The following is a 22,204-nucleotide window of genomic DNA, read 5'->3' as shown; positions in this document are numbered from 1 at the left end:
CGTAAACGGAATTCGGGAGAGAAAGCGTCACTGTACCATGGCCGAGACCTCAACGGCCGGAGCGATCTCTGCTTCTGGTGGCCTCCATTAGGTCCTCTCGGGCGTGATTGTAGGTGTGGCTTATGGACTGCCCGACTTGAGCACCCCGCTGCAGCTGTTCATAGGAGGTTTGCGGGCTTACTGTATCACGGACTGCAGCCTCAATACCTGCTATGTGGCCGTCCAGATTCGCACTCCGTTCCTCTGCTGCATGCTGCGGCGGCGGCATGTGCGGCAAGATGTGTTGCATGCCGGGAACTGAGTGAGCTTGGGCCTGTTGATTTGCGTCGAACTGGTGATACGCGTTGAGAATAGCATTGGATGCTGTCAACTTGACATTGACATCCGGATCAGAAGCCAATCCAATGGCCTGATCAAGAATGCGAGATTTATTTTCGTCATTAAACTTACTGAAGTGTGGCGCAACGTAAAGAGCTCCGAGAGCTTGCGACGACGGCTCCATGTTGCCAATGCGATTAACAATAGCATCTTGCATCCCTGGCGTTAGGTAATGGCATACATTACTGACCGCTCTGACTTGCTGCAACGCTACGTCATCCGGGGTGTACCCCAATCCGGCTGTTAATTTCTCGGCCAGATCGATGGCTGATCGTCCAAGCTGATTGGCCCGCCTTTCAAATCTCGCGAGGTCAGTTTCTGGCCCGGCTTGAGTGCCCCGAACGGCTGTTCGCTCGTGCGTCCCGAGGCCTTTGAAGCCCCCAAGATTTCGCGCTGTATCGCGCGGGTTAGCGGTTACCAGCCGTTCTGCAACATCGCTCAATGGCCCCTCTGGAACGTCACGGAGGCTACTGCTCCCCACGCCTTGAGATGATCTTGCAGCTGCGCGTGCCCGTTTGTTATCGCGATCCATTGCTCGCCTCCAAAGTAGTTATTCTACCCAATGAGGGTACCACCGAAGCTTGACCTGCTAAACCGATATGATGTTACAGTTGTAGTATGGCAAAGGGTTCCCAGCTCTGTGGGTCTGCCAAAAGCCCGTCTAAGACGAAGAAAATACGATGAAGTTGGCATCAAATGCGATGTGAACCGCCCCGGGCTTTTCGGAGGCCGTTTCGTTTGAGTCACGCGGCTATGGCTGGTTCATCCAACATGGCGTAGTAGCGTTCCTCGGCTTCGGCCGGCGGGATGTTGCCGATGGGCTCCAGCAGCCGGCGATTGTTGAAGCAGTCGACCCATTCGAGCGTGGCGAACTCGACGGCCTCGAATGAGCGCCAGGGTCCGCGTCGATGGATCACCTCGGCCTTGTAAAGACCGTTCATCGTTTCGGCGAGAGCATTATCGAAAGAGTCGCCGACACTGCCCACCGAGGGTTCGACGCCGGCCTCCGCCAAGCGCTCGGTGTATCGAATGCTGACTATTGGGCGGATTCAACCGGTCGTCGCAACACCAAGGGATTGGAGGTTGCAATGACGGTTCACCAACGCGCTTCAGATCGGTGCACTCGAAAGAAGCTAGATTCGCCCGGGCGTCCGCCTGCCTGACAGCGTGAGAATCGCTTCCGGTTCTGGCAAGCTATTGCCTTGGGACGTTCGAGCGAGGAGGCCGCACTGGATGCCGGTATATCAACGCCTCTTGGTCCGCGCTGGTTTCGGAGTGCAGGAGGGATGCCGCCAACGCATTTGGCGCCGTGGGCAAAGCCGCCTTCGGGGCGATATCCTTCTTTCGGGAGCGCGAGGATATTGCGCTTGAGCTTGCCGGGGAATCGGCATCCGGGCCATTGCGCGTAAGCTAGGTCGGCCGCCGAGCACAATCTCGCGGGAGGTCAGGCGCAATGCCGCGACGCGCAGCGGCAATCTGGATTACCGGACCAGTGCCGCCTGATGGCACGCCGATCGTGCGTCCCGGCGGCCTCCTGGCAAGCTGGCGGTCAATCCGGCTCTGCGTGAATATGTTGAGGAGCGCTTGGCTAGCAAAGTCACCAACCCGCATGGCGCCTCATTCGAGGGCCCCAAGGTGGGTATGGAAAATGCGGAGGGCTGTTCACCGGCAGAGCCGGAGGTGGTCGGCAGCCCTGGAGCCCCGAGCAGATCGCTAAATCGGTCTTCAGATCGATTATCCAGAGGATCAAACCATGCGGATCAGCCACGAGACGATCTATCAGTCCTTGTACATTCAAGGACGCGGAGCATTGCGCCGAGAACTGACCGCATGTCTGCGTTCAGGCCGAGCGTTGCGCGTACCGCGCGAACGGGCCCGAGTGCGCAACAAGCCCTTCATTGGAGACGCCGTTATCATAAGCGACCGTCCGGCCGAAATTGCCGATCGGGCTGTCCCCGAACATTGGGAAGGCGACCTCATCCTTTCGGAAGCTCGGCGATCGGCACGCTCGTGGAACGAAGTTCACGCTTCACAATGCTGCTTCACCTGCCGCGCATGCATGGCTATCAGCAGAGCCTGCGCATCAAGAACGGTCCACCACTTGCCGGCCACGGCGCTGAAGCAGTCCGCAGAGCCATAGCCCGATCCATGGGCAAACTTCCCGAGCAACTGCGTCAGTCGCTGACTTGGGACCATGGAGCGGAAATGGCGCAGCAGCCGACCTGCGCATCGACACCGGGCTCGAGATTTACTTCTGCGATCCCCAAGCCCGTGGCAGCGAGACTCCAACGAAAACACCAACGGCTTGCTGAGACAGTACTTTCCAAAGGGCACGGATCTCAGTCGGCACACAGCCCGGGAACTGGACGCAGTCGCCCATGCTATCAACACAAGACCGCGCAAAACGCTCGGCTGTAAAACACCTGCCGAAGTCCTCGACCAGCTCCTTGGGGGACAGTATGATGCCGGTGTTGCGACGACCGGTTGAATCCGCCTTGGCTGCCTCTATCCCTGTGATGGATGAGCCCGCCTCCCTGCACGGGCCGCCGATCATGGAGCCTGTTCCAGGGCATCGAGAACGAAGGCTGCATGCGCCGTCCGGCTCACCCGCCAGCCGACGATCCGACGGGCATAGGTGTCGATGACAAAGGCCACATAGACGAAGCCCGTCCAGGTCGCGACGCAGGTGAAGTCGGAGACCCGCAGCATGTTCGGCGCCGGAGCATGGAACTGGCGGTTGACGTGGTCGAGAGGGCAAGGTGCGGCCTTGTCGCTCACCGTAGTGCGGATCGGCTTGCCGCGGACGATGCCTTCGAGGTCCATGGCCTTCATCAAGCGGGCAACCGTGCAGCGGGCGACGTCGAAGCCCTCGCGACGCAACCGCCGCCAGACCTTGCGAACGCCGTAGACGCGGAAGTTCGCCTCAAACCGTCGGACCTCATCCTTCGAGGCTGTATCCCATCTTGCCCGAGCCGACAGCCGGCAGGGGTCGACGCGCTTGGCGACATGGTCGTGGTAGGTCGACGGGGCGATCGGCAGCACCTTGCAGATCGGCTCGACCCCATGCGCCTTGCGGTGATCGTCGATGAACGCGATCGTGGCCTGAACCGGCGGTCGAGCTTCGCCTGGGCAAAATACGCGGAAGCCTTGCGAAGGATCTCGTTGGCCTGGCGAAGCTCACGGCTCTCGCGTTCCAGAGCCTTGAGTTTCGTCGCCACATCCGTAGGCACACCGACTTGCACGCCACTGTCGCGCTCGGCCTTCTTCACCCCTCATGCAGCGTCTGCGCCGTGCAGCCGATCTTGGCGGCGATCGATGAAACCGCCGCCCACCGACGTATGCTCGCGTTCGTGATCCAGAACCAGCCGCACCGCGGGGGTCCGGACCTCGGGAGAGAACTTGTTGGTCGCCTTCCTTGTCATGGTTCCACCTTCTCAGGAGTTGGAGCCTCCGATCAACCCGGGGCGGTACACAAGAAGGGTCACGGATCAATCGAGGCGGGAACCCTAGAGAATCAGCCCTCAGAGCCTTTGGTAATAGACCGACCCCTCGCACCTGTTTGGGCTGGGTGTACAAGTCAGGTTTTCATCAGGTTCGACGAGTATGTCTGGCAGTAGAGCGCGACCACTTCCGTGCCCGCCCGCTCGTCTGGCAGACACACACAGGAGAAAGATATGCCGTCAGCTACAAGCAGCGCCATCGTTTCCTGCCGCAGATCATCGCTGATCCGGTCTGGCCCTCCATCAGGTTCCCCTTGAGCCTGTGTCTCGTCGAGGAAATGGCCCGGGAGCGGGATGGTGGTTTCGTATGAGACAATCCGCCGGTGCGGCAACAAATGCGGTCCGCATACGGAGCCATTACGTTGCGGCACTTGATATTGCAGTGCAGCAAAGGTAGAGGGCCGCCCCTTATCGGAGTGTCGTCCATGGTCCTTACCAATACTGGTAGCGAGGCAGAACCCGTCGAACAGTCGAGCCATCCGGCAATCGAACAGCAAAGCCCCAAGGTGCTGATGCTAGGCGCGCTCGGCGTTGTCTATGGCGATATTGGCACCAGCCCGATCTACGCGTTCCGTGAGGCGCTGGTGGCGTCGTCGGGCGGCAATGTCGCCGAGCGCGGCGATATCCTCGGCGTGCTGTCGCTGATCATCTGGTCGCTGACTATTATCGTCACCATCAAGTACATCATGTTCGTGCTGCGCGCCGATAACGGCGGCGAGGGCGGCGTGCTGTCGCTAATGGCGCTAGCGCGCGGCAGTTTCCCCAAGCGGTCGGCGGTGATCCTGGGCATCGGCATCGTCGGCGCCTCGCTGTTTTTCGGCGACGCGGTCATCACGCCCGCGATTTCGGTGCTTTCGGCCGTCGAAGGCATGAACGTCGTCACGCCTGCTTTCCAGCCTTATGTGGTGCCGCTGACCCTGGTCATCCTCGCCATGGTGTTCGCGGTGCAGCGCTTTGGCACGGGTGGGGTGGGATTAGTCTTCGGTCCGGTGACCGCTGTATGGTTCCTGGCGATCGGCCTTTCCGGTCTCAACCAGATCATCGCCGACCCGGAAATCCTGTGGGCGATCAGCCCGCATTACATTGTCGCCTTCCTGATCAATTCGCCCGACGTCGCTTTCGTCACCATCGGCGCCATCTTCCTTGCCGTCACCGGCGCAGAAGCGCTCTATGCCGATCTCGGCCATTTCGGATGCAGGCCCATCGTGGTCGCCTGGCTGTGGATCGTGTTTCCCTGCCTGCTGCTCAACTATGCCGGGCAGGGCGCTTTCGTGCTGGCGAAGAACGGTCACGTCGGCCACCCATTCTTCGAGATGAACGAAGGCTGGACGCTGATCCCGATGGTGGTGCTGGCAACCGCCGCGACGGTTATCGCCAGCCAGGCGGTGATCTCCGGCGCCTTCTCGCTGACCCGGCAGGCGGTGCAGCTCAATATGCTGCCGCGTCTCGAAATCCTGCACACCTCGGAACGGCAGTCGGGCCAGATTTACATGCCACGTATCAATCTGTTGCTGGCGCTGGCGGTGATGCTGCTGGTGGTCGGTTTCGGCGAATCGAGCAAGCTCGCCTCCGCCTATGGCATCTCGGTGACCGGCAACATGCTGGTGACGACGGTGCTGCTGTTCGTCGTCATGACGCGCATTTGGAAATGGCGCCTGTGGGTGGCGGTCGCCATGACGGCGCTGTTCGCGTTCATCGACATCGGCTTCTTTGCCTCCAACATCGTCAAGGTGTTCGAGGGCGGCTGGGCCTCGCTGGCGGTGGCCTTCACCATCGTTCTGGCAATGTGGACCTGGGTGCGCGGCAGCCGCTATCTCTTCGACAAGACCCGCCGCAACGAAATCCCGCTCGATTTCCTCGCCGGCAATCTGTTGAAGAAGAAGCCGCAGCTGGTGTCGGGCACCGCGGTGTTCCTGACCAGCGATCCGCTGAGCGCGCCGACCGCGCTGATGCACAGCCTGAAGCACTACAAGGTGCTGCACGAGCAGAACGTCATCCTTTCGGTGGTGACGGCACCGCAGCCGGTTGTGCCCGACAGCGAGCGGGTCAAGATGGAGACGGTCAACGAGTTGTTCATGCGGGTGACGCTGACCTTCGGCTATATGGAGCAGCCCAACATTCCGCGCGCGCTGGCGACCTGCCGCAAGCAAGGCTGGAAGTTTGACATCATGACGACATCCTTCTTCCTGTCGAGGCGCTCGCTCAAAGCCTCGCCCAATTCGGGCATGCCGGTGTGGCAGGACAAGCTGTTCATTGGCCTGGCACGCACGGCCGCCGATGCGACCGAATATTTCCAGATCCCGACCGGACGCGTCGTCGAGATCGGAACGCAACTGACGATTTAGGGCATGCTGCGGTTGAGAAGAATCGGTGCTGTCACATTGATTGAGCGGTAAGGAAAATCAGGTAGCAGCGCGCCCGGCACTGTAAGTTTCATCGGCTTGATGCAGCGATAGCTGGCCGGGACGGCTGTGACGCTGTAGCGACACAATGCATGGCGGCGTTACGCAGGTCTCGATGTTGAGCCGATGACAGCGCATTGCAGGGAAAGTGGAGCAGGTCGGCAATCGGATCATGGATGGAAACGAACCGCTGAAGCTGGCGTGCCGACTTGAAGCGTTTCATGATCCTTTCGCGTCGTCGGGTGGGCTGGTGCGAATTTTCCGCTCGATTATTCAGGCCTGTGTGCGACCGGTGTTCGACGCCGGGCATGAGGTCGCGCATGGCGGCATCATAGGATCGGAGCTTGTCGGTGATCATGATCCGTGGTGTCTGCCCTTGAGCCTTCAACCTGTGCATCAGACGCTTTGCCGCCTTGGAATTTCGGCGGCTTTGTACCAGCACTTCGAGGACGAAGCCGTCCTGATCGACGGCACGCCAGAGCCACTGCTTCTTGCCACTGATAGCCACGACACATTCGTCGAGATGCCATTTGTCGCCCATGCAGCCGGCTGACCGTCGCTTGATCTCTCGGGCGAAATTCCGTCCGAATTCGGTCTGATGCGTGACGATGATGCCGCGGGCCGCCAGCATGCCCTCAACCATGCGCAGGCTGAGCGGAAAGCGAAAGTAGAGCCATACCGCGTGCGCAATGATCTCGGGGGAAAGCCGTGGCGACCATAGAGCGGACCACGAGCAACTTCTGACATGGCCCAATGTACGCACATCTTCATAAGCTGTCGGTTGACTTTACGGTGCCGCGCCAAGCGAGCAGCATCCGGCCGGCGGGGCCGACCCCGTCTCCCGGCCGTGAGCAGAACGGCATCGCGCAGGCGCTTCATCCTCGACGCGGCCAGCCTGCTTTGCCGTTACCGCCGCCGCCGAAAGCGCCAGGCGTTGCCGCCAGGCGCCGATCCGCCGGCAGCGGTTCGTCTCCACCGATGATCCGATTGCCAACCAGTTCCACTATCTCCCAATACCTGCGTAACGCCGCTATGCAAATCTGGAACAAAATCGCGTATGTCGCCGCAGCATGACAGCCGTCCCGGCCAGCTATCGCTGCATTAAGACGCTGATATCTTTACACTGCCCGCACGCCTCTCGCGCGCCAACGGCCAGTCGGTGTCGCGAATTGAGGCGCGCTGAAGCCGTCCGGCTCAGCCGATCATGGCGCTTCGGTTGCCGGGTTCGAGGTCGTGGCCTCTGCCGCTGCGCGATTCTAGCATTTGCGCCTTGGAGAGCTCTGCTTCAGCCTCGGCGAGGCATGGCTCGGCTGCGGTTCTCTGCCGCAGAAGGTCCGATTGCGAATTCTTGACGTTGTCACGACGTAGGCGAGCGGCCTTGGCGAACGTCGGATAAGCGAAATGATTGACATCGGAGATGCCGGCCTTCGTTTCCTCGGCGTTTATCTGGAAGTCCAGTTCTCGCGCCATGCGTTCGAAATCGGCAATCATCATGTCTAGCTGGTGCAACTGTCGCCGCTTCTCATTCACCTGAAATTGCTTCAGTCGGACCAGACTACCTCGGGGCTTCATGACTCGGTACTCCGGTACACATTTCGTCCAATTCAAACCGCTCTCTCCCCTTAACGTTAGGCCTACAGCGACTCTCACGTTTTCTGCTGCGAGCGGAAACATATTTTCCAAAATCCTTGCCCGATGGCTATGAGTTCAATGGCATCGACAAGCATGCGAGCGGGGGACTTAAGGGGCGGTAAAAAAAAGGCGGAATAGGGCGATTTTCACAATGTCTGCATATGAACGCGTTGGGACCTGCGGCGGCTTGACACACAAAGCAATCGTCAAGATTTGCGACATGGACGCCGGGGGGCATGAATACGCCCGCCGTCAGCTACACGCCCCCCGATTTCCGCCGCCTATTATCGCCCACGCGGTCTGGCTTTATTTCCGGTTTCCGCTGAGCCTGCGCCTGGTTGAGGAAATGCTGCTGGAACGCGGCATCGTGGTTTCGTATGAGACAAGTCGCCGTTGGGGCATCAAGTTCGGGCCGGACTGCGCTCGCTGCTTGCGCCGCAAGCCGCCGTGCCGGAATGATGTCTGGTACCTGAACGAAGTGGTCGTCACCATCGCCCGGCAAAAAGCTTTGGTTGTGGCGCGCCGTCGACCAGGATGCGTGGCCAACCATGCCTCCTTTGGACACATGGCCTGCGCGAGGCAGAGCGCGACCGACAGCGCCGATGGCTTCTCAAGGGTGAGGCAGAAGCCGAGAATGCAGCGCGTGGCCACGTCGCTAACGATCGTAAGATATGCGCGGCCGATGAAGGTTCCACCACCGTCGACGACCTCAACGAAGTTGATGTCGGTGGGTGTGTGATCGATCTGGCAGACATCCAGCGGGTGCGTGGCATGGATGTAACCCGGCCGCGCCTTGAGCCGTTGAAGATGCTTCGGGTTCGCTGATCTTTTCCTCGCGATCTACTCGGGGCTGAACAGCGAGGGTATGCGACGCGCGACGGTGAGATAGATGGAGTGGCCAGGCCGGCCTCCTCGCAGCGAGCCCGGACCTCGGCCACGACGGGAGCGAGCGGCGGAGCCTCCAGCACGAGCCACTGCGTCTTCACGATGATCTCCTCGATACCCTGGTCAAGGCGCTTTTTCCGAGTCCCCTCCCCGTCGCGCAGCAGCGACGTCACGGTCCGGTCGATGCGGTAGCGCGCCAGCAGATTGTAGATCTGGCGGGCGCAGCTCCGCGGCGGCCCGCTCGATCGGCGCCTGACGGGGCCCCGCACCATCGAGGATCTTATCCAGCTCGCGGGCTACACGACGTGCCGCGGACCATGCTTCATCGGAGAGAGATGGGGAAGGAGTTGCTTTTCGGTTGTGTAATCGGTTCGGCAAATGACCAATGAAATCGTTAGCGGAAAATCGGGGCTGTCGTAGCGCTAAAACCTAAACAACACCTAACTTTTCCCTGTTTGAAATCGGGAAGTAAAAGCGACACCGGTAAACCAGCGAGCCATCTCCAATATGTGAATTGTGGATTGCTCCTCGACGGGAGCTGAGGGGCGGCTCCGCAAGCCTTACGACGCTCTTTGCGAGCCGTAGCTGCCGAGCTGGCAAAAGGCCGGGCTACGTCGCGCCAGCGCAATCGGCGCGCAGAAAATTAGGCCTACCCGCTTCGGGACCGCGGACCTCGTCAGCTTCTCGTAAGTATGCCCGAGTAGGTTGCTCAGCTGATCTGTGGACGTGAGGCTAGCGTGAACCGGCACAAATTTGACCTATCCAATGTAACAGCTTGGCGGCAGGTGCAGCCCCCGGCATCTCAAGAGCAAGCGGCACAGGCCGGGCAAGCGGGCTTTGAGCAGCGCTTGGGCGAGGCGCGCCGAGCCGCTGCCCAAATTCCGGCCCCCGGCGTTCCGGCTCTGCCAGACCCGTTCCATCCTCATCCGTCTCAGGGAGACCTGAGCCTCATCGAAGCCGCGGCCCCATGGGAAGCGCAGCCCATGATGCAAGGGAGCGGACAAGAACACGCCGCGGCGCCGTACGCCGGAGGCAGTGGGTCGATGCTAGGTGCCTCGGTGCTGCAGCCGGGTCACTCAACGGCGCGCCATCTTCATGCGCCGGATTCGTCAGTGGTTGATCTGAATCCCGCACCGGTCGAGTTGCGTGACCATGCTCGTTCTGTGCCGGCGGCGGTGCAGCCAGATCCTTCAATAGTGGTCTCCGGTCACGACAAGCGTCCTCTTTATTCCAACGATGCGACTGTTGTCGAAGGGCTGAGGTCAGCACTCTATGCCGGTAAGGTCGGGGAGCGCTCGGTCAAGCGCCATGTAAATTCTCTTCTCGGCTTCGGTCGTTGGCTCTTTGATAATAACAGGCCGGGATTTGCTGCTCGGCTTGACGCGCTGGATCAGGATCTCAAGGAGTACGAGAGCAGGGTCGGCCCCTCGGAGTACGAGAGCAGGCGTGGCCCCTCGGACGTGGCTAGAGCAGTGGGTCGTCTCAAGACGTGGGCGGGCGGAGCGCCAGTGCTGGGCCGCGCTGTCCTGACTCCCGACCCTGCCGACGCCGCGCTCATCAGAAAATACACAGCGGCTCTCATCAAAGAGTACAAGGCAGCGTCTGCGACCGAGCCGAATCCCGCTACCATTCAGACCTATGGATCTGCTCTTAGACGTTTTAGTCAATACCTGGTTGAAAACAACAAGCCGGGGATTGCGGCTCGGCTTCACGAGGGGTCGCTGGATGAAGATGCCAAGCGCTATATGAACTCCGGTGGGATCAGTGCACTAGCTCATCTCCGGAAGTCCGAACTCAGGCGCGAAATTGCCCTTGCTGCTCGTCCGGAAGACGCAGTCGGCATGGAGGCTCGTGCCATTGGGGACGCCGCTGCGCAGCATAGCGGGCCGCAGAAGGCATTGGGTCGGCCAGAGAAGCTCCCTGGGAAAGCTAATGAAGACGGGCGGGTGCTCGGCGCATTGCAATTGCTAGGCGACCAACATATCCAGAGGGATTACCAGCTCCTGGAGCAGGAGTTGCAGGGGAACAATCCAGAACTCGCCGCCCGGACGCGGTTCGTGGATCCCCTCGTAGCCCATTCTCATCTGCGCTTCGGCTCCGAGAGCGACAGGCTAAGCGCATTCCAGCGCATCGTCCATAATCAGAACGGTAACGACACAGCCGACTTCCTGTTCGTGCCAGTGAGCGATGCCGGTACGACTCGTGAGGAGCGCGGCACCCATTGGTCGCTGCTATTCGTTGATCGCCGCGACCGGGCACGGCCGGTTGCCCATCATTATGACTCCGCCGGGGAATACAATAAAGAGCTTGCAAAAGAGTTCGCAAAAAGGCTGGGCGCCCGCCTGGACTCACCCCGCATGGCCCAGCAGAGCAACAGGTGGGATTGCGGAGTCTACGTGGTGGACGGCACGCGGGCGCTGGTTGGGCGATTGCAAAGATGGCAGCCAGATGACCTGAACCTCAACAACCTCGTCGTCAATCGGCAGGCACTACAAGCCCGACTCATGGGTGACGATACATCTGGAACGGCAAATTATCTCACGAACTTTGAACTCATGGACCGACACGCCCGAGAAGCGGTTAAGGAAAGCCCCGTTGGGACGGGGGACGCCGCTGCGCAGCGCAGCGGGCCGCAGGAGACATTCAGTTGGCCGGAGAATCTCCCCCTTGGGGAAGCTAATGAAGACGACGCTGTTGTGGCATCGTCTTTCGTGCCTGGGCACCATCACCAAGCCTCGGATCCCGCAGGGTCCTTTCGTCCCCTGAGCTGGCGCGACGGCGACCAGCGCGCGCTGGACGAGCGGATCGCTGCACAGGACAGGAGCAACCAGCTACCAAGCGAGGAGGTCCTCATCAACCGTGAGCATGATACAGCGGAGTTGAGACCAGCGAAGAGGCAAAGGACCCTGAACAGTCGTCTGCAGGACGTTGCCACTGAGCCGCAGCTGAGCGAGACCGGCAATTCAGGCGCTCGCGTGCTGATGCAGGCCCCCACCCATCAAGTGGGTGCATTGCCATGGGAGGCGCAGCCCATGATGCAAGGGAGCGGACAAGAACACGCCGCGGCGCCGTACGCCGGAGGCAGTGGCGAGCACCTGGCACCGCATACCGGAGGCAGTGGGTCGATGCTGGGTGCCTCGGTGCTGCAGCCGGGTCACTCAACGGCGCGCCATCATCATGCGCCGGATTCGTCAGTGGTTGATCTGAATCCCCCCGCACCGTTCGAGTTGCGTGACCATGCTCGTTCTGTGCCGGCGGCGCCTGCCGGGCCAGCGTTCGCCAGGGCTGAGGAGACGCCTTCCGCGGTTGGCGAGGCCGCGGTGGCCGAAAGGCTGGCTCGGTTGCAAAAGCAGACGGTCGACGCTGATTTGTCGGGATATTTCGACTCGATTCCGCACGCGGACCTTCTACGATCGCCATGGGAGGCGCAACTCATGACGCAAGGGAGCGGACAAGAACACGCCGCGGCGCCCTACGCCGGAGGCAGTGGGTCGATGCTGGGTGCCTCGGTGCTGCAGCCGGGTCACTCAACGGCGCGCCATCTTCATGCGCCGGATTCGTCAGTGGTTGATCTGAATCCCCCCTCACCGTCCGAGTTGCGTGACCCTGCTCGTTCTGTGCCGGCGGCGCCTGCCGGGCCAGCGTTCGCCAGGGCTGAGGAGACGCCCTCCGCGGTTGGCGAGGCCGCGGTGGCCGAAAGGCTGGCTCGGTTGCAAAAGCAGACGGTCGACGCTGATTTGTCGGGATATTTCGACTCGATTCCGCACGCGGACCTTCTACGATCGCCATGGGAGGCGCAACTCATGACGCAAGGGAGCGGACAAGAACACGCCGCGGCGCCCTACGCCGGAGGCAGTGGGTCGATGCTGGGTGCCTCGGTGCTGCAGCCGGGTCACTCAAGGGCGCGCCATCATGATGCGCCGGATTCGTCAGTGGTTGATCTGAATCCCCTCGCACCGTTCGAGTTGCGTGACCATGCTCGTTCTGTGCCGGCGGCGCCTGCCGGGCCAGCGTTCGCCAGGGCTGAGGAGACGCCCTCCGCGGTTGGCGAGGCCGCGGTGGCCGAAAGGTGGGCTCGGTTGCAAAAGCAAATGGACGAACCAGTGCATGATCCCGGCCCTCAAGTGGATACATCGCCATGGGAGGCGCAACTCATGGTGCAAGGGAGCGGACAAGAACACGCCGCGGCGCCCTACGCCGGAGGCAGTGGATCGATGCTGGGTGCCTCGGTGCTGCAGCCGGGTCACTCAACGGCGCGCCATCATCATGCGCCGGATTCGTCAGTGGTTGATCTGAATCCCCCCGCACCGTCCGAGTTGCGTGACCCTGCTCGTTCTGTGCCGGCGGCGGTGCAGCCAGATCCTCCAATAGGGGTCTCCGGTCCCGACAAGCGTCCTCTTTATTCCAACGATGCGACCGTTGTCGAAGGGCTGAGGTCAGCATTGGAGAGCACGGTCAAGCGCCATGTAAATTCTCTTCTCGGCTTTGGTCGTTGGCTCTTTGATAATAACAGGCCGGGATTTGCTGCTCGGCTTCACGAGGAGTCGCTGGATCCGGATCTCAAGGAGTACGAGAGCAAGAGTGGCTCCTCGGACGTGGCTAGAGCAGTGGGTCATCTCAAGACGTGGGCGGGCGGAGCGCCAGTGCTGGACCGCGCCGCTGTCCGGAATCCCGACCCTGCCGACGCCGCGCTCATCAGAGATTACACAGCGGCTCCCATCAGAGAGTACAAGGCAGCGCCGACCGGGCCGAATCCCGGTACCATTCAGACCTATGGATCTGCTCCTAGACGTTTCAGTGAATACCTGCATGAAAACAACAAGCCGGGGATTGCGGATCGGCTTCACGAGGGGTCGCTGGATGAAGATGCCAAGCGCTATGTGAACTCCGGTGGGATCAGTGCACTAGCTCATCTCCGGAAGCCCGAACTCGGGCGCGAAATTGCCCTTGCTGCTCGTCCGGAAGACGCAGTCGGCATGGAGGCTCGTGCCATTGGGGACGCCGCTGCGCAGCATAGCGGGCCGCAGGAGGCATTGGGTCGGCCAGAGAAGCCCCCTGGGAAAGCTAAAGACGGGCGGGTGCTCGGCGCATTGGAATTGCTAGGCGACGAACATATCCAGAGGGATTACCAGCTCCTGGAGCAGGAGTTGCAGGGGAACAATCCAGATCTCGCCGCCCGGACGCGGTTCGTGGATCCCCTCGTAGCCAATTATCATCTGCGCTTGGGCTCCAAGAGCGACAGGCTAAGCGCATTCCAGCGCATCGTCCATAATCAGAACGGTAACGACACAGCCGACTTCCTGTTCGTGCCAGTGAGCGATGGCGGTAAGACTCTTGCGGAGCGCGGCACCCATTGGTCGCTGCTGTTCGTTGATCGCAGCGACCGGGAACGGCCGGTTGCCTATCATTATGACTCCGTCAGCGGATGGCATGACCCGCTTGCAAAAAAGCTCGCAAAAAATCTGGGCGTCAGCCTGGAGACCCGCGTGGACTCACCCCGCATCGCCCAGCAGAGAAACGAGGTGGATTGCGGAGTCTACGTGGTGGACGGCACGCGGGCGCTGGTTGGGCGATTGCAAAGATCGCAGCCAGACCTGCCAGACGTGAACCTCAACAACCTCGTCGTCAATCGGCAGGCACTACAAACCCGCCTCAGGGGTGACGATACATTCGGAACGGCAAATAATCTCACGAACTTTGAACTCATGGACCGACAGGCCCGAGACGCGGTTAAGGAAAGCCCCGTTGGGACGTTTCCCCAGCAGATCAAGCGGCTCGGCCAGTCAGCGCCAGACGTTGCTCCCGGGGACCCATTTAAATTTCAAAGTCTTGAGAGCAAGGGGGACGCCGCTGCGCAGCGCAGCGGGCCGCAGGAGGCATTCAGTTGGCCAGAGAATCTCCTCCCTGGGAAAGACGACGCTGTTGTGACATCGTCTTTCGTGCCAACTGGGCACCATCACCAAGCCTCGGATCCCGCAGAGTCCTTTCGTCCCCTGATCTACGGCGACCAGGGCGCGCCGGACGAGCGGATCGCTGCACAGGACAGGAGCAACCAGCTACCAAGCGAGGAGGTCCTCATCAACCGTGAGCATGATACAGCGGAGTTGAGACCAGCGAAGAGGCAAAGGACCCCGAACAGTCGTCTGCAGGACGTTGCCACTGAGCCGCAGCTGAGCGAGATCGGCAATTCAGGCGCTCGCGTGCTGATGCAGGCCCCCACCCATCAAGTGGGTGCATTGCCATGGGAGGCGCGGCCCATGATGCAAGGGAGCGGACAAGAACACGCCGCGGCGCCGTACGCCGGAGGCAGTGGCGAGCACCTGGCACCGCATACCGGAGGCAGTGGGTCGATGCTGGGTGCCTCGGTGCTGCAGCCGGGTCACTCAACGGCGCGCCATCATCATGCGCCGGATTCGTCAGTGGTTGATCTGAATCCCCCCGCACCGTTCGAGTTGCATGACCATGCTCGTTCTGTGCCGGCGGCGGTGCAGCCAGATCCTCCAATAGTGGTCTCCGGTCACGACCAGCGTCCTCTTTATTCCAACGATGCGACCGTTGTCGAAGGGCTGAGGTCAGCACTCTATGCCGGTAAGGTCCAGGAGAGCACGGTCAAGCGCCATGTAGATTCTCTTCTCGGCTTTGGTCATTGGCTCTTTAAAAACAACAAGCCGGGATTTGCCGCTCGGCTTAACGATTCGTCGCTGGATCCGGATCTCAAGGAGTACCAGCGCAAGAGTGGCTCCTCGGACGTGGCTGGGTCACTAGGTCGTCTCAAGACGTGGGCGGGCGGAGCGCCAGTGCTGGGCCGCGCTGTCCTGAATCCCGACCCTGCCGACGCCGCGCTCATCAGAGAGTACACAGCGGCTCACATCAAAGAGTACAAGGGAGCGCCTGCGACCGGGCCGAATCCCGGTACCATTCAGGTCTATGGGTCTGCTCTTAGACGTTTCAGTCAATGCCTGGTTGAAAACAAAAAGCCGCGGATTGCGGATCGGCTTCACGAGGGGTCGCTGGATGAAGATGCCAAGCGCTATATGAACTCCGCTGGGATCAGTGCACTAGCTCATCTCCGGAAGTTCGCACCCGGGCGCAAAATTGCCCTTGCTGCTCGTCGGGAAGACGCAGTCGGCATGGAGGCTCGTGCCATTGGGGACGCCGCTGCGCAGACCGCGGCACAAGCTCATGGCCACGCAGGAGAGCAGGGACCCATCTCTCGAGCTCAACAAGTCGCGCCAGCGCCGTTTGAACGGCACTTGGGCAAGAAGCGCGAGGCCCAGGACGGACTGACGAGTACACTTGACAGGAGCAACCTCGTGAACAGCGGGGGCGTCATCATAAACAATGAACATTACACAGCGCTGTTGAGACCGGCGAAGAGGCAGAGGACTGATAATCCGCAAAGCCGCGCCATGGGGCGGCAACTGAGCGAAGCAACCACGACGTCCATCAGCCAAGCCTCCGATGAAGCCCGAGCGGACCTAATGGCTTCCTTCAGAAGCAGGGAGCGCTCCGACGCGGGGCGTTGAGCTCCATGGCTGGGGTCAAATCGCCAAACCGACGCAAATTGTCGGACAGGGGAGGCCGCTGAGCCTCATCCGCTTCGATGAGAGCGGCGTCGGCGGGTTCTGTCGCAAACTTTTCGGAAAGGTCATTTGCCGCAAAAAATCGCTTGCGGCATCGCGACGAGCACTGAAGTCGATCAGCAGCCGCAAGAGCCAGTATGTCAGCAACCGGGCTCGAACACATCTCAACCGGTGAAAAGGTTCTCGAAGTCCGCGAGGCCCCCGCGGCGGCCATCATCATGTACGCGTTGCGGCACCTCGAAACCGCTTCCCTTGGCGTCGGATCAATCGTGTTGAATCAGCAAGCCTGGCCCCAGGAGGCGGTTTCAGGTGCATGGCGCAGTACTATTCACAAGAGGGTGCGAACGGGGCATAGCGTGCGCACTCGAAGGCGTCAGCGGGAGCGTCAGCTACATAGTCGATAACACGCGCTTTTTACCTCGGTCTCGGCTCGCAACGATGGATTGCTAACGGCGAACTCATGCTGGTCGGCAAGGCGATACTGGCTGGAGCATCAACTCGGCCGACGAGAGTGGCCACACCATCCTAGACAGGATCGGCCGATATGCCCGGCATCGCCGCTCTGCAAAAAGCACAGCGGGCATCCAGACGTTGCCGGGTTGACTATGGGTGTCCGAACCGCGAAAAGAGGCCGCTCTTTCTGAGTGGCGTGGGCCGGCAGTCTAACCCCAAGCCCCCCGCCCGGGCTGCCGGCGCGCTTCTAGGAACATCGAGGTAGATGACGAGACTCCGAACTACATTTCCAAAGCTATCGGTGGATTCACATTTCAAGCCCAATCGATTTCCTACAGCCAAGCGCGAAGGAACGTTCAGAATTCACATCAAGGTGCACCGCTGTTGCGTCCCGAACAGGTGCGGCTGCTCAATGACGAGTACGAAATCGTTCTCATCAAGGTCTGCCACCATTAAAATTGAGGAAGGTGCGATATTTTTCGGATCGCATTCTGAAACGCATCTTTGAAAGCCAGACAGGCGCCCTCCCGGAGCCGACGCCCTTGACGAAAGCAGACGGGGGGCTCTCCACAGAAAAACTCGATGAGCCGCTGCGTGGATTGGCGCAGGACTTTGACGATACAGTTTGATGTGAGGCTAGTATGAACCCGCGAAATAGTAATCCATCCCGTGTAACAGCTTTGTCGCAGGTGCAGGACGCCGGCTTGGAAGACGGGCAAGCGGTCCAGGCCCGGCGAGTGGGCTTTGAGCAGCACGTGTCCGAGGCGCTCCGGCCGCTGTTCGATGGTCGAGCTGACGAGCCGCCTACCGGTCCAGAGGAGCTTCTGCGACTGGAACAGGGGTTTCGCGAGGTGCTTCAGCGAGGGCAGGATCATCAAGCCGCCTCGTCTTTTTTCAGCGATCCAAGGATGCCCGCTGGACGGGATGCCCCCAAGGGAAGCGTGTCGGACGCTTTCGCAGCAGCCGGCTCTAGGCACGCCGGAGTTGAGGCCGCCGCCCCGCCAGTGTTAGCTGCCAGCCAACAGCAGATCCGGCCCTCGCCAGTTGCGTTTGACCGGCCGGTATCATCCTCGGCTGCTGCAGGCGTGCGCTTGTATGCCCCTTCGATGATCTCTCGGAAGACCAGTTCCGAAAACTGCGATCAGTTGCCCGCCTTGTGCTGCCGCCTCGCCGTCGAGGTCGAAACGCCCGCGAATCAATGGAAGGTCAGCGGGCCATGGGGGCAGAGTGCAACGGTGTCTACACCGCCTATTTGAGGGGAGAGGTACACTTGGCTTTCCTGTTCCAGCAGCATCCGGCCGCACACCGACGCGATGGGGAGCTAGAATTCAAATCGGACCTTCGCAAGGCACGCACCGCGGATCAAACGCCGTTCGTTTGGGAAAAATGGCTCAGTACCGACAAAGCTTCTGTAATGGCCCTAGTGGCCTCGGTTGCGCTCTTGGTCGCGATACAGTGGCAAGACCCCCAGATCAACGAGGCGGTCCTAAGCGAACTGCGGACGATTCAGATCAACTACGCATTGCTCCAGCGAGACGTCGCCCGCGCCGACATGGTATTGGACTTCCGTTCCGTTGCTTTTACCGGGCAAGCATTAAAAAGGAACCTTCAAAACTACCAACGCCTTGTTGAGATTTCGCCCAATGAGAGCTCCGGGGTGCACTCCAGGTTGGTTGCACAGCTCAAAAAGTCCCTCGAAAACACAGAAGCTGCCATCTCGGCCTCGGCCGCGCAAAATGAGCTTCTGCAAAGCTCTCTCGTACGCTTTGCTCGCTCGGCTAATCGCCTTCGGGGGGGAGTGTCGAACAGGCCTGAATTTTCCAATCTGATCCTTCAATTTTCGGCCAGACCGGGATTCAGCCTCGCATTACAAATCGATCAGTCTCTCCGCCGACTTCCTCCTAGCCAGGACCAAGTCACGGAGGATGTTGCCCGCGAGGGCCGCGCTATCCTGTCCTCAATGTTGAGGTTGGACCGCGCTGTCAATCGGATCCCATCCTTCGACACGTTCGCCAAGGCTGCCGAATTGGAGCGAGAACATCTGAAAGCCTACAGCTTCGCCAGCGCGCAAGCGCAGCGTACACGACTTTTCTTTGGCTTGGTGTCCATATGCCTCTGCTTGTTTGCGACCATTCGAGCCTCCACGCTGCATGTGCGGACGAACCGGTTGGAAAGGCGGTTAGAGCTTGAAGCGGCGATGAGTGAGATCGAAGCTTGTTTCATCGACAGTCAAGCAACGAAGGCTTCGCGGCGCTTCTCCACCGAAGCAGCGCTTAGACTCATTCAATGCGTTTTCAATGCGGATCAATGCGCGCTTGCTCTGGTGGATCCGAGTATCAGCAGGAATACCGAGTACTTTGTCGCGAACAAGCGCATGCGCGTCTGGAACGCCACGCTAATCAATGAAGTCGTCTCACTTGTACACCCGGAACAGCCAGTGTTTCGCGTCGTTCCCGCGTCGGAAGTGGTTCGGACTGCCGTAGGCACTACCGGTGTTTGTCAAATTGTTGGTTGCAGGGCCTCCGATCAGCAGGCTGCGGTTTGTATCCTTGTTTTTGAAGGAGATCGCTCACCACCCTCCACAGACGACCTCCTGGTTCTGGCGAGCGCTACTGTGCGTTTAGGCAACCATCTTGAAATGCAACGTGTACACACGGAACGTAACCTTTTTGAGAGTCGATGGGAGCATGCGGAAAGGCTGACGGCTGTCGGCACAATCGCAAGCGGCGTTACACATGAATTCAATAATGTTCTAGGAGCAATAGTCGGCTACGCAGAGATGGCTAAAGGTCTTGTGCGTCGCCCCTCGAGAATTCGGGGCCACATCGGCCAAATTATCTTGGCCAGCAACCGAGCCAAACTGATTATTGACCAAATTTTGTCACTAAGCCGAAATCGGAAGCGCGTGGCGATGCCTTTCGACGTCTCGGAGAGTGTAATGGATCTCGCGCCATTGCTGCGGGTTGCACTTCGTGTGGATGTTCAGTTGAACTTCAAGATCAACGAGTGGCAAACGGTGATCGAGGGCAGCCCGACCGAGATACAGCAGATCCTTATGAATCTATGCAAGAACGCGTCGGAGGCTCTCTTGAATGAGGGCCGTGTCGAGATTAGCGTTTCTCGCGCTCACGTCTGTCAAACGAAGCCCGTGGCTAAGGGCACCTTGAAACCGGGAGATTACGTTCTCCTCTCCATCAGCGACGATGGCCAAGGAATCGCAAGTTCGGTGCTTCCGCATATCTTTGAGCCCTTTTTTACCACGCGCTCTCGCGTCGGCGGGACCGGACTGGGTCTTGCTGCAGTGGACCGCCATGTGAGCGCGCTCGCAGGATGCCTTGACGTCACCTCGGCTGTTGGCCGAGGTACACGCTTCGATCTCTACTTACCGGCCTGCGCTGAGGAGCAGGTCAGAGCTGATAGCGCTTTCGGCCCATGCGATGGATCACTTGGCAACGGAGAAATCATTGCAGTCGTTGACCCCGATCCAGCAGCGTTGGAGATCTACAAGGATAAGATCGCCGCGCTGGGTTATAAGCCGGTCGGCTTCGCGACCTTCGAGAGTCTTTGCGACTGGATCGAGAGCGGGAAGGCAGCCGACCTCCTAATTTTCGATAAAGCGACTTTCCTCGGGCCAGGACAGCCCGAAGCCGTACGTACCACCCTGATGACGGTGCCCATCATCGTCGTTGGTGGAAGCGACCCCATGCCGATCACATCTGGTAATCAGACCTTCGTCCTTTGGCTAGCCAAACCGGTCTCGTCCAGGACGATGGAGCATGCAATTCGTAGGATGATAATGGCATGATGCCGCCGACGCGCTCAGGATACCGAGCTACCTAGGCAGTCGGAGGCGGAGCCGGCTGGGATCCAGCAAATACAAGAGCGTCGGACGATCTCTGCGCACCCGGCTCATGGCGAGTTCCCCTCGAACACTGTCGTCGGCTTCCGCCCAAGGAAGGGCTCCCTGACCACGGCAAACCTGCCGCCGTGCTCGTTACCATCAAGGACAAGTCGCCCCGCGATGGGGTCTGCGGGCCTCCATCCTTGACAAGTCACTGCGCGCTGGCGGCGATAGGCGACGGGTAATATAAGGTCGGGACGAGGAGATGGTCGCCAATCGGTCACGCAAGATGGTTGACGAAATGACTCGAGAGCAAAGCTTGACAATCATCGCCCCATTCACGCCAGACTTCTCCTGTGCGTTCATCATCGGCTACGGCTCCTCGCTGCCCCGACAAGGCTATCGCCGCCCGGCCGGGCAAGCGATATCCCAGGTTCCGACGTGTTCCTTTCATGCTAGATGGACCTAGGCCCGGCAGGGCGGGAGCATGAGGCTGGGTTCTCGGTCGCGGATCGGTGAGGCAAGCACGGGGTAAGCGACGGCTCGACCCACCATTGGGAAGGCCGGCTTCGGCACGGAGGTGCGGCCTCGGCGTTGAGAGGCATCGGATCGGGTGTAGCAGGACTTTCGAACTAACTGCCGACAACACACTGGATAGGCTGTCCTCGTCGTTCGGTCCAGTTCACCAACGCCTATGTCGAGATTTTACGGCGCTTCACTACTAACCGGGCACCGCACGATGGCAGCTCGTTCTCTCCGGCAAAAGATACTCCCTGTGTTAGCTTCCGTCTTGTGTGCTTGCCCTCACCTGCGGGATACGTAAGGCCATCGCTAAAAGCATCGAATGCGGCAGCGACAGCGCGAATCCCAAAGCGATGCTCCCGCCGTACGCGGACAAAACCGTTTTCGAAGGTACGCATCCGGTGAAGACCGCAGACGTGCGCATCCGGCGGCCAGGAGAACCTGAGCACCGGAGTGCTGGGGCAAGCTTTCTTTGGGGAGACGCGATGATATTCTTCGAGGAGGAGTTTGACCTCCTCGATCCCTTCATCGGTGAAGGCCAAGATCCCGTCGTCATCGTTGGCGCCGTAGACCCAGATGACGCCGTCCTCGGGCTCGAGACCGAGGGTCAGGTCCTGGATGAGCGCTTCGCTGACGCCGAGGTCCCTGGCGACACGATCGACGGTGTAGACGTGATGCACCTTATTGCGCTGCATGATCAGGCCGCCGCTGGTTGGGTCCGCAATTTTGCGGATCTCCAATTCCACGGCAGCAAATCATCGATCCGCTGTGCTGGGTGAGCCGCGATGCGCGCCAGGATATCGGCGAGCCAGGCCTGAGGGTCAATGTCATTCAACTTGGCGCTGGCGATCAGGCTGTAGAGGACGGCAGCGCGCTGACCGCCGCGATCAGAACCGCAGAACAGCCAGGACTTTCTTCCGAGAGCGAAGACCGATTCATTATGCACCTCCTTTTCAAATGGCGGAAAACAGCGATTCTTGGTTGTCGTCGTGGATGCGACGCGGAGTA

General features: G+C 60.1%; 7 protein-coding genes, 9 pseudogenes and 1 other annotated feature. Of the genes and pseudogenes, 7 read left to right on the top strand and 9 right to left on the bottom strand.

Going from position 1 to position 22,204, the window contains the following annotated elements:
- Positions 1-49: 49 nt before the first annotated feature.
- A complete protein-coding gene (locus NKJ35_RS21245; RefSeq protein ID WP_352594796.1) occupies positions 50-820 on the bottom strand; it encodes a hypothetical protein in 771 nt (256 codons plus the stop codon).
- Between the two features lie 301 nt (positions 821-1,121).
- Positions 1,122-1,415, bottom strand: a pseudogene (locus tag NKJ35_RS21240) (integrase core domain-containing protein); the annotation flags it as partial.
- 159 nt (positions 1,416-1,574) lie between these two features.
- On the opposite strand from NKJ35_RS21240, the pseudogene NKJ35_RS21235 reads away from it, so the two are divergent.
- A pseudogene (locus tag NKJ35_RS21235) lies at positions 1,575-2,866 on the top strand (IS30 family transposase).
- A 7-nt stretch (positions 2,867-2,873) separates the two neighbouring features.
- Here the strand turns inward: NKJ35_RS21235 and NKJ35_RS21230 are convergent.
- Positions 2,874-3,800, bottom strand: a pseudogene (locus NKJ35_RS21230) (IS3 family transposase); the annotation flags it as partial.
- Positions 3,403-3,519 (bottom strand) — a sequence feature (AL1L pseudoknot). It overlaps the preceding pseudogene by 117 nt.
- A 284-nt stretch (positions 3,801-4,084) precedes the next feature.
- On the opposite strand from NKJ35_RS21230, the pseudogene NKJ35_RS21225 reads away from it, so the two are divergent.
- Positions 4,085-4,220 (top strand): annotated as a pseudogene (locus tag NKJ35_RS21225) (IS6 family transposase); the annotation flags it as partial.
- Positions 4,221-4,303: 83 nt separating this feature from the next.
- The gene (locus NKJ35_RS21220; RefSeq protein ID WP_352649451.1) at positions 4,304-6,223 is read left to right on the top strand and encodes a potassium transporter Kup; all 1,920 of its coding nucleotides are present in this window, start codon (positions 4,304-4,306) and stop codon (positions 6,221-6,223) included.
- 88 nt (positions 6,224-6,311) lie between these two features.
- On the opposite strand, the pseudogene NKJ35_RS21215 reads toward NKJ35_RS21220, so the two are convergent.
- The 3 genes and pseudogenes from NKJ35_RS21215 to NKJ35_RS21205 all read right to left on the bottom strand — a co-directional run bounded on the left by NKJ35_RS21215 (position 6,312) and on the right by NKJ35_RS21205 (position 7,852).
- Positions 6,312-7,027 (bottom strand): annotated as a pseudogene (locus NKJ35_RS21215) (IS6 family transposase).
- Between the two features lie 50 nt (positions 7,028-7,077).
- Positions 7,078-7,238, bottom strand: a pseudogene (locus NKJ35_RS21210) (DUF1403 family protein); the annotation flags it as partial.
- A gap of 236 nt (positions 7,239-7,474) precedes the next feature.
- Positions 7,475-7,852, bottom strand: a complete 378-nt coding sequence (locus NKJ35_RS21205; protein ID WP_352480573.1) for a flagellar export protein FliJ — start codon at positions 7,850-7,852, stop codon at positions 7,475-7,477.
- Positions 7,853-8,148: 296 nt separating this feature from the next.
- Here NKJ35_RS21205 and NKJ35_RS21200 point away from each other — a divergent pair.
- Positions 8,149-8,454, top strand: a pseudogene (locus tag NKJ35_RS21200) (IS6 family transposase); the annotation flags it as partial.
- Here the strand turns inward: NKJ35_RS21200 and NKJ35_RS21195 are convergent.
- Positions 8,453-9,175 (bottom strand): annotated as a pseudogene (locus NKJ35_RS21195) (TnsB C-terminal domain-containing protein); the annotation flags it as partial. The pseudogenes NKJ35_RS21200 and NKJ35_RS21195 sit on opposite strands and share 2 nt — an antisense overlap.
- 359 nt (positions 9,176-9,534) lie before the next feature.
- On the opposite strand from NKJ35_RS21195, the gene NKJ35_RS21190 reads away from it, so the two are divergent.
- From NKJ35_RS21190 to NKJ35_RS21180, 3 genes and pseudogenes are all read left to right on the top strand, one after another.
- Positions 9,535-16,323: a Ulp1 family isopeptidase gene (locus NKJ35_RS21190; protein ID WP_352649450.1), complete on the top strand. Its 6,789-nt coding sequence runs from the start codon at positions 9,535-9,537 to the stop codon at positions 16,321-16,323.
- A 774-nt stretch (positions 16,324-17,097) separates the two neighbouring features.
- A pseudogene (locus NKJ35_RS21185) lies at positions 17,098-17,462 on the top strand (type IV secretory system conjugative DNA transfer family protein); the annotation flags it as partial.
- Positions 17,463-18,103: 641 nt separating this feature from the next.
- Positions 18,104-20,638 (top strand): two-component system VirA-like sensor kinase, encoded by a 2,535-nt coding sequence (locus NKJ35_RS21180; RefSeq protein ID WP_352649449.1) that lies wholly within the window; start codon positions 18,104-18,106, stop codon positions 20,636-20,638.
- A 728-nt stretch (positions 20,639-21,366) separates the two neighbouring features.
- Here NKJ35_RS21180 and NKJ35_RS21175 read toward each other — a convergent pair.
- Positions 21,367-21,942 carry a hypothetical protein gene (locus NKJ35_RS21175; RefSeq protein WP_352649490.1) on the bottom strand — a complete coding sequence of 192 codons (576 nt, stop codon included), beginning with the start codon at positions 21,940-21,942 and terminating at the stop codon, positions 21,367-21,369.
- On the bottom strand, positions 21,894-22,204 hold a 311-nt coding region (locus NKJ35_RS21170), incomplete at its 5' end, for a transposase domain-containing protein (protein ID WP_352649448.1). The genes NKJ35_RS21170 and NKJ35_RS21175, both read right to left, overlap by 49 nt.

The organism is Mesorhizobium sp. M0136 (genome assembly GCF_040322515.1).
Classification (GTDB): Bacteria; Pseudomonadota; Alphaproteobacteria; order Rhizobiales; family Rhizobiaceae; genus Mesorhizobium.
This window is presented reverse-complemented; position numbering and strand designations above follow the sequence as displayed.

Coding starts and splice junctions, on each gene's coding strand:
- NKJ35_RS21220 (WP_352649451.1), top strand. CDS start 4,304: ATGGTCCTTACCAATACTGGTAGCGAGGCAGAACCCGTCGAACAGTCG.
- NKJ35_RS21205 (WP_352480573.1), bottom strand. CDS start 7,852: ATGAAGCCCCGAGGTAGTCTGGTCCGACTGAAGCAATTTCAGGTGAAT.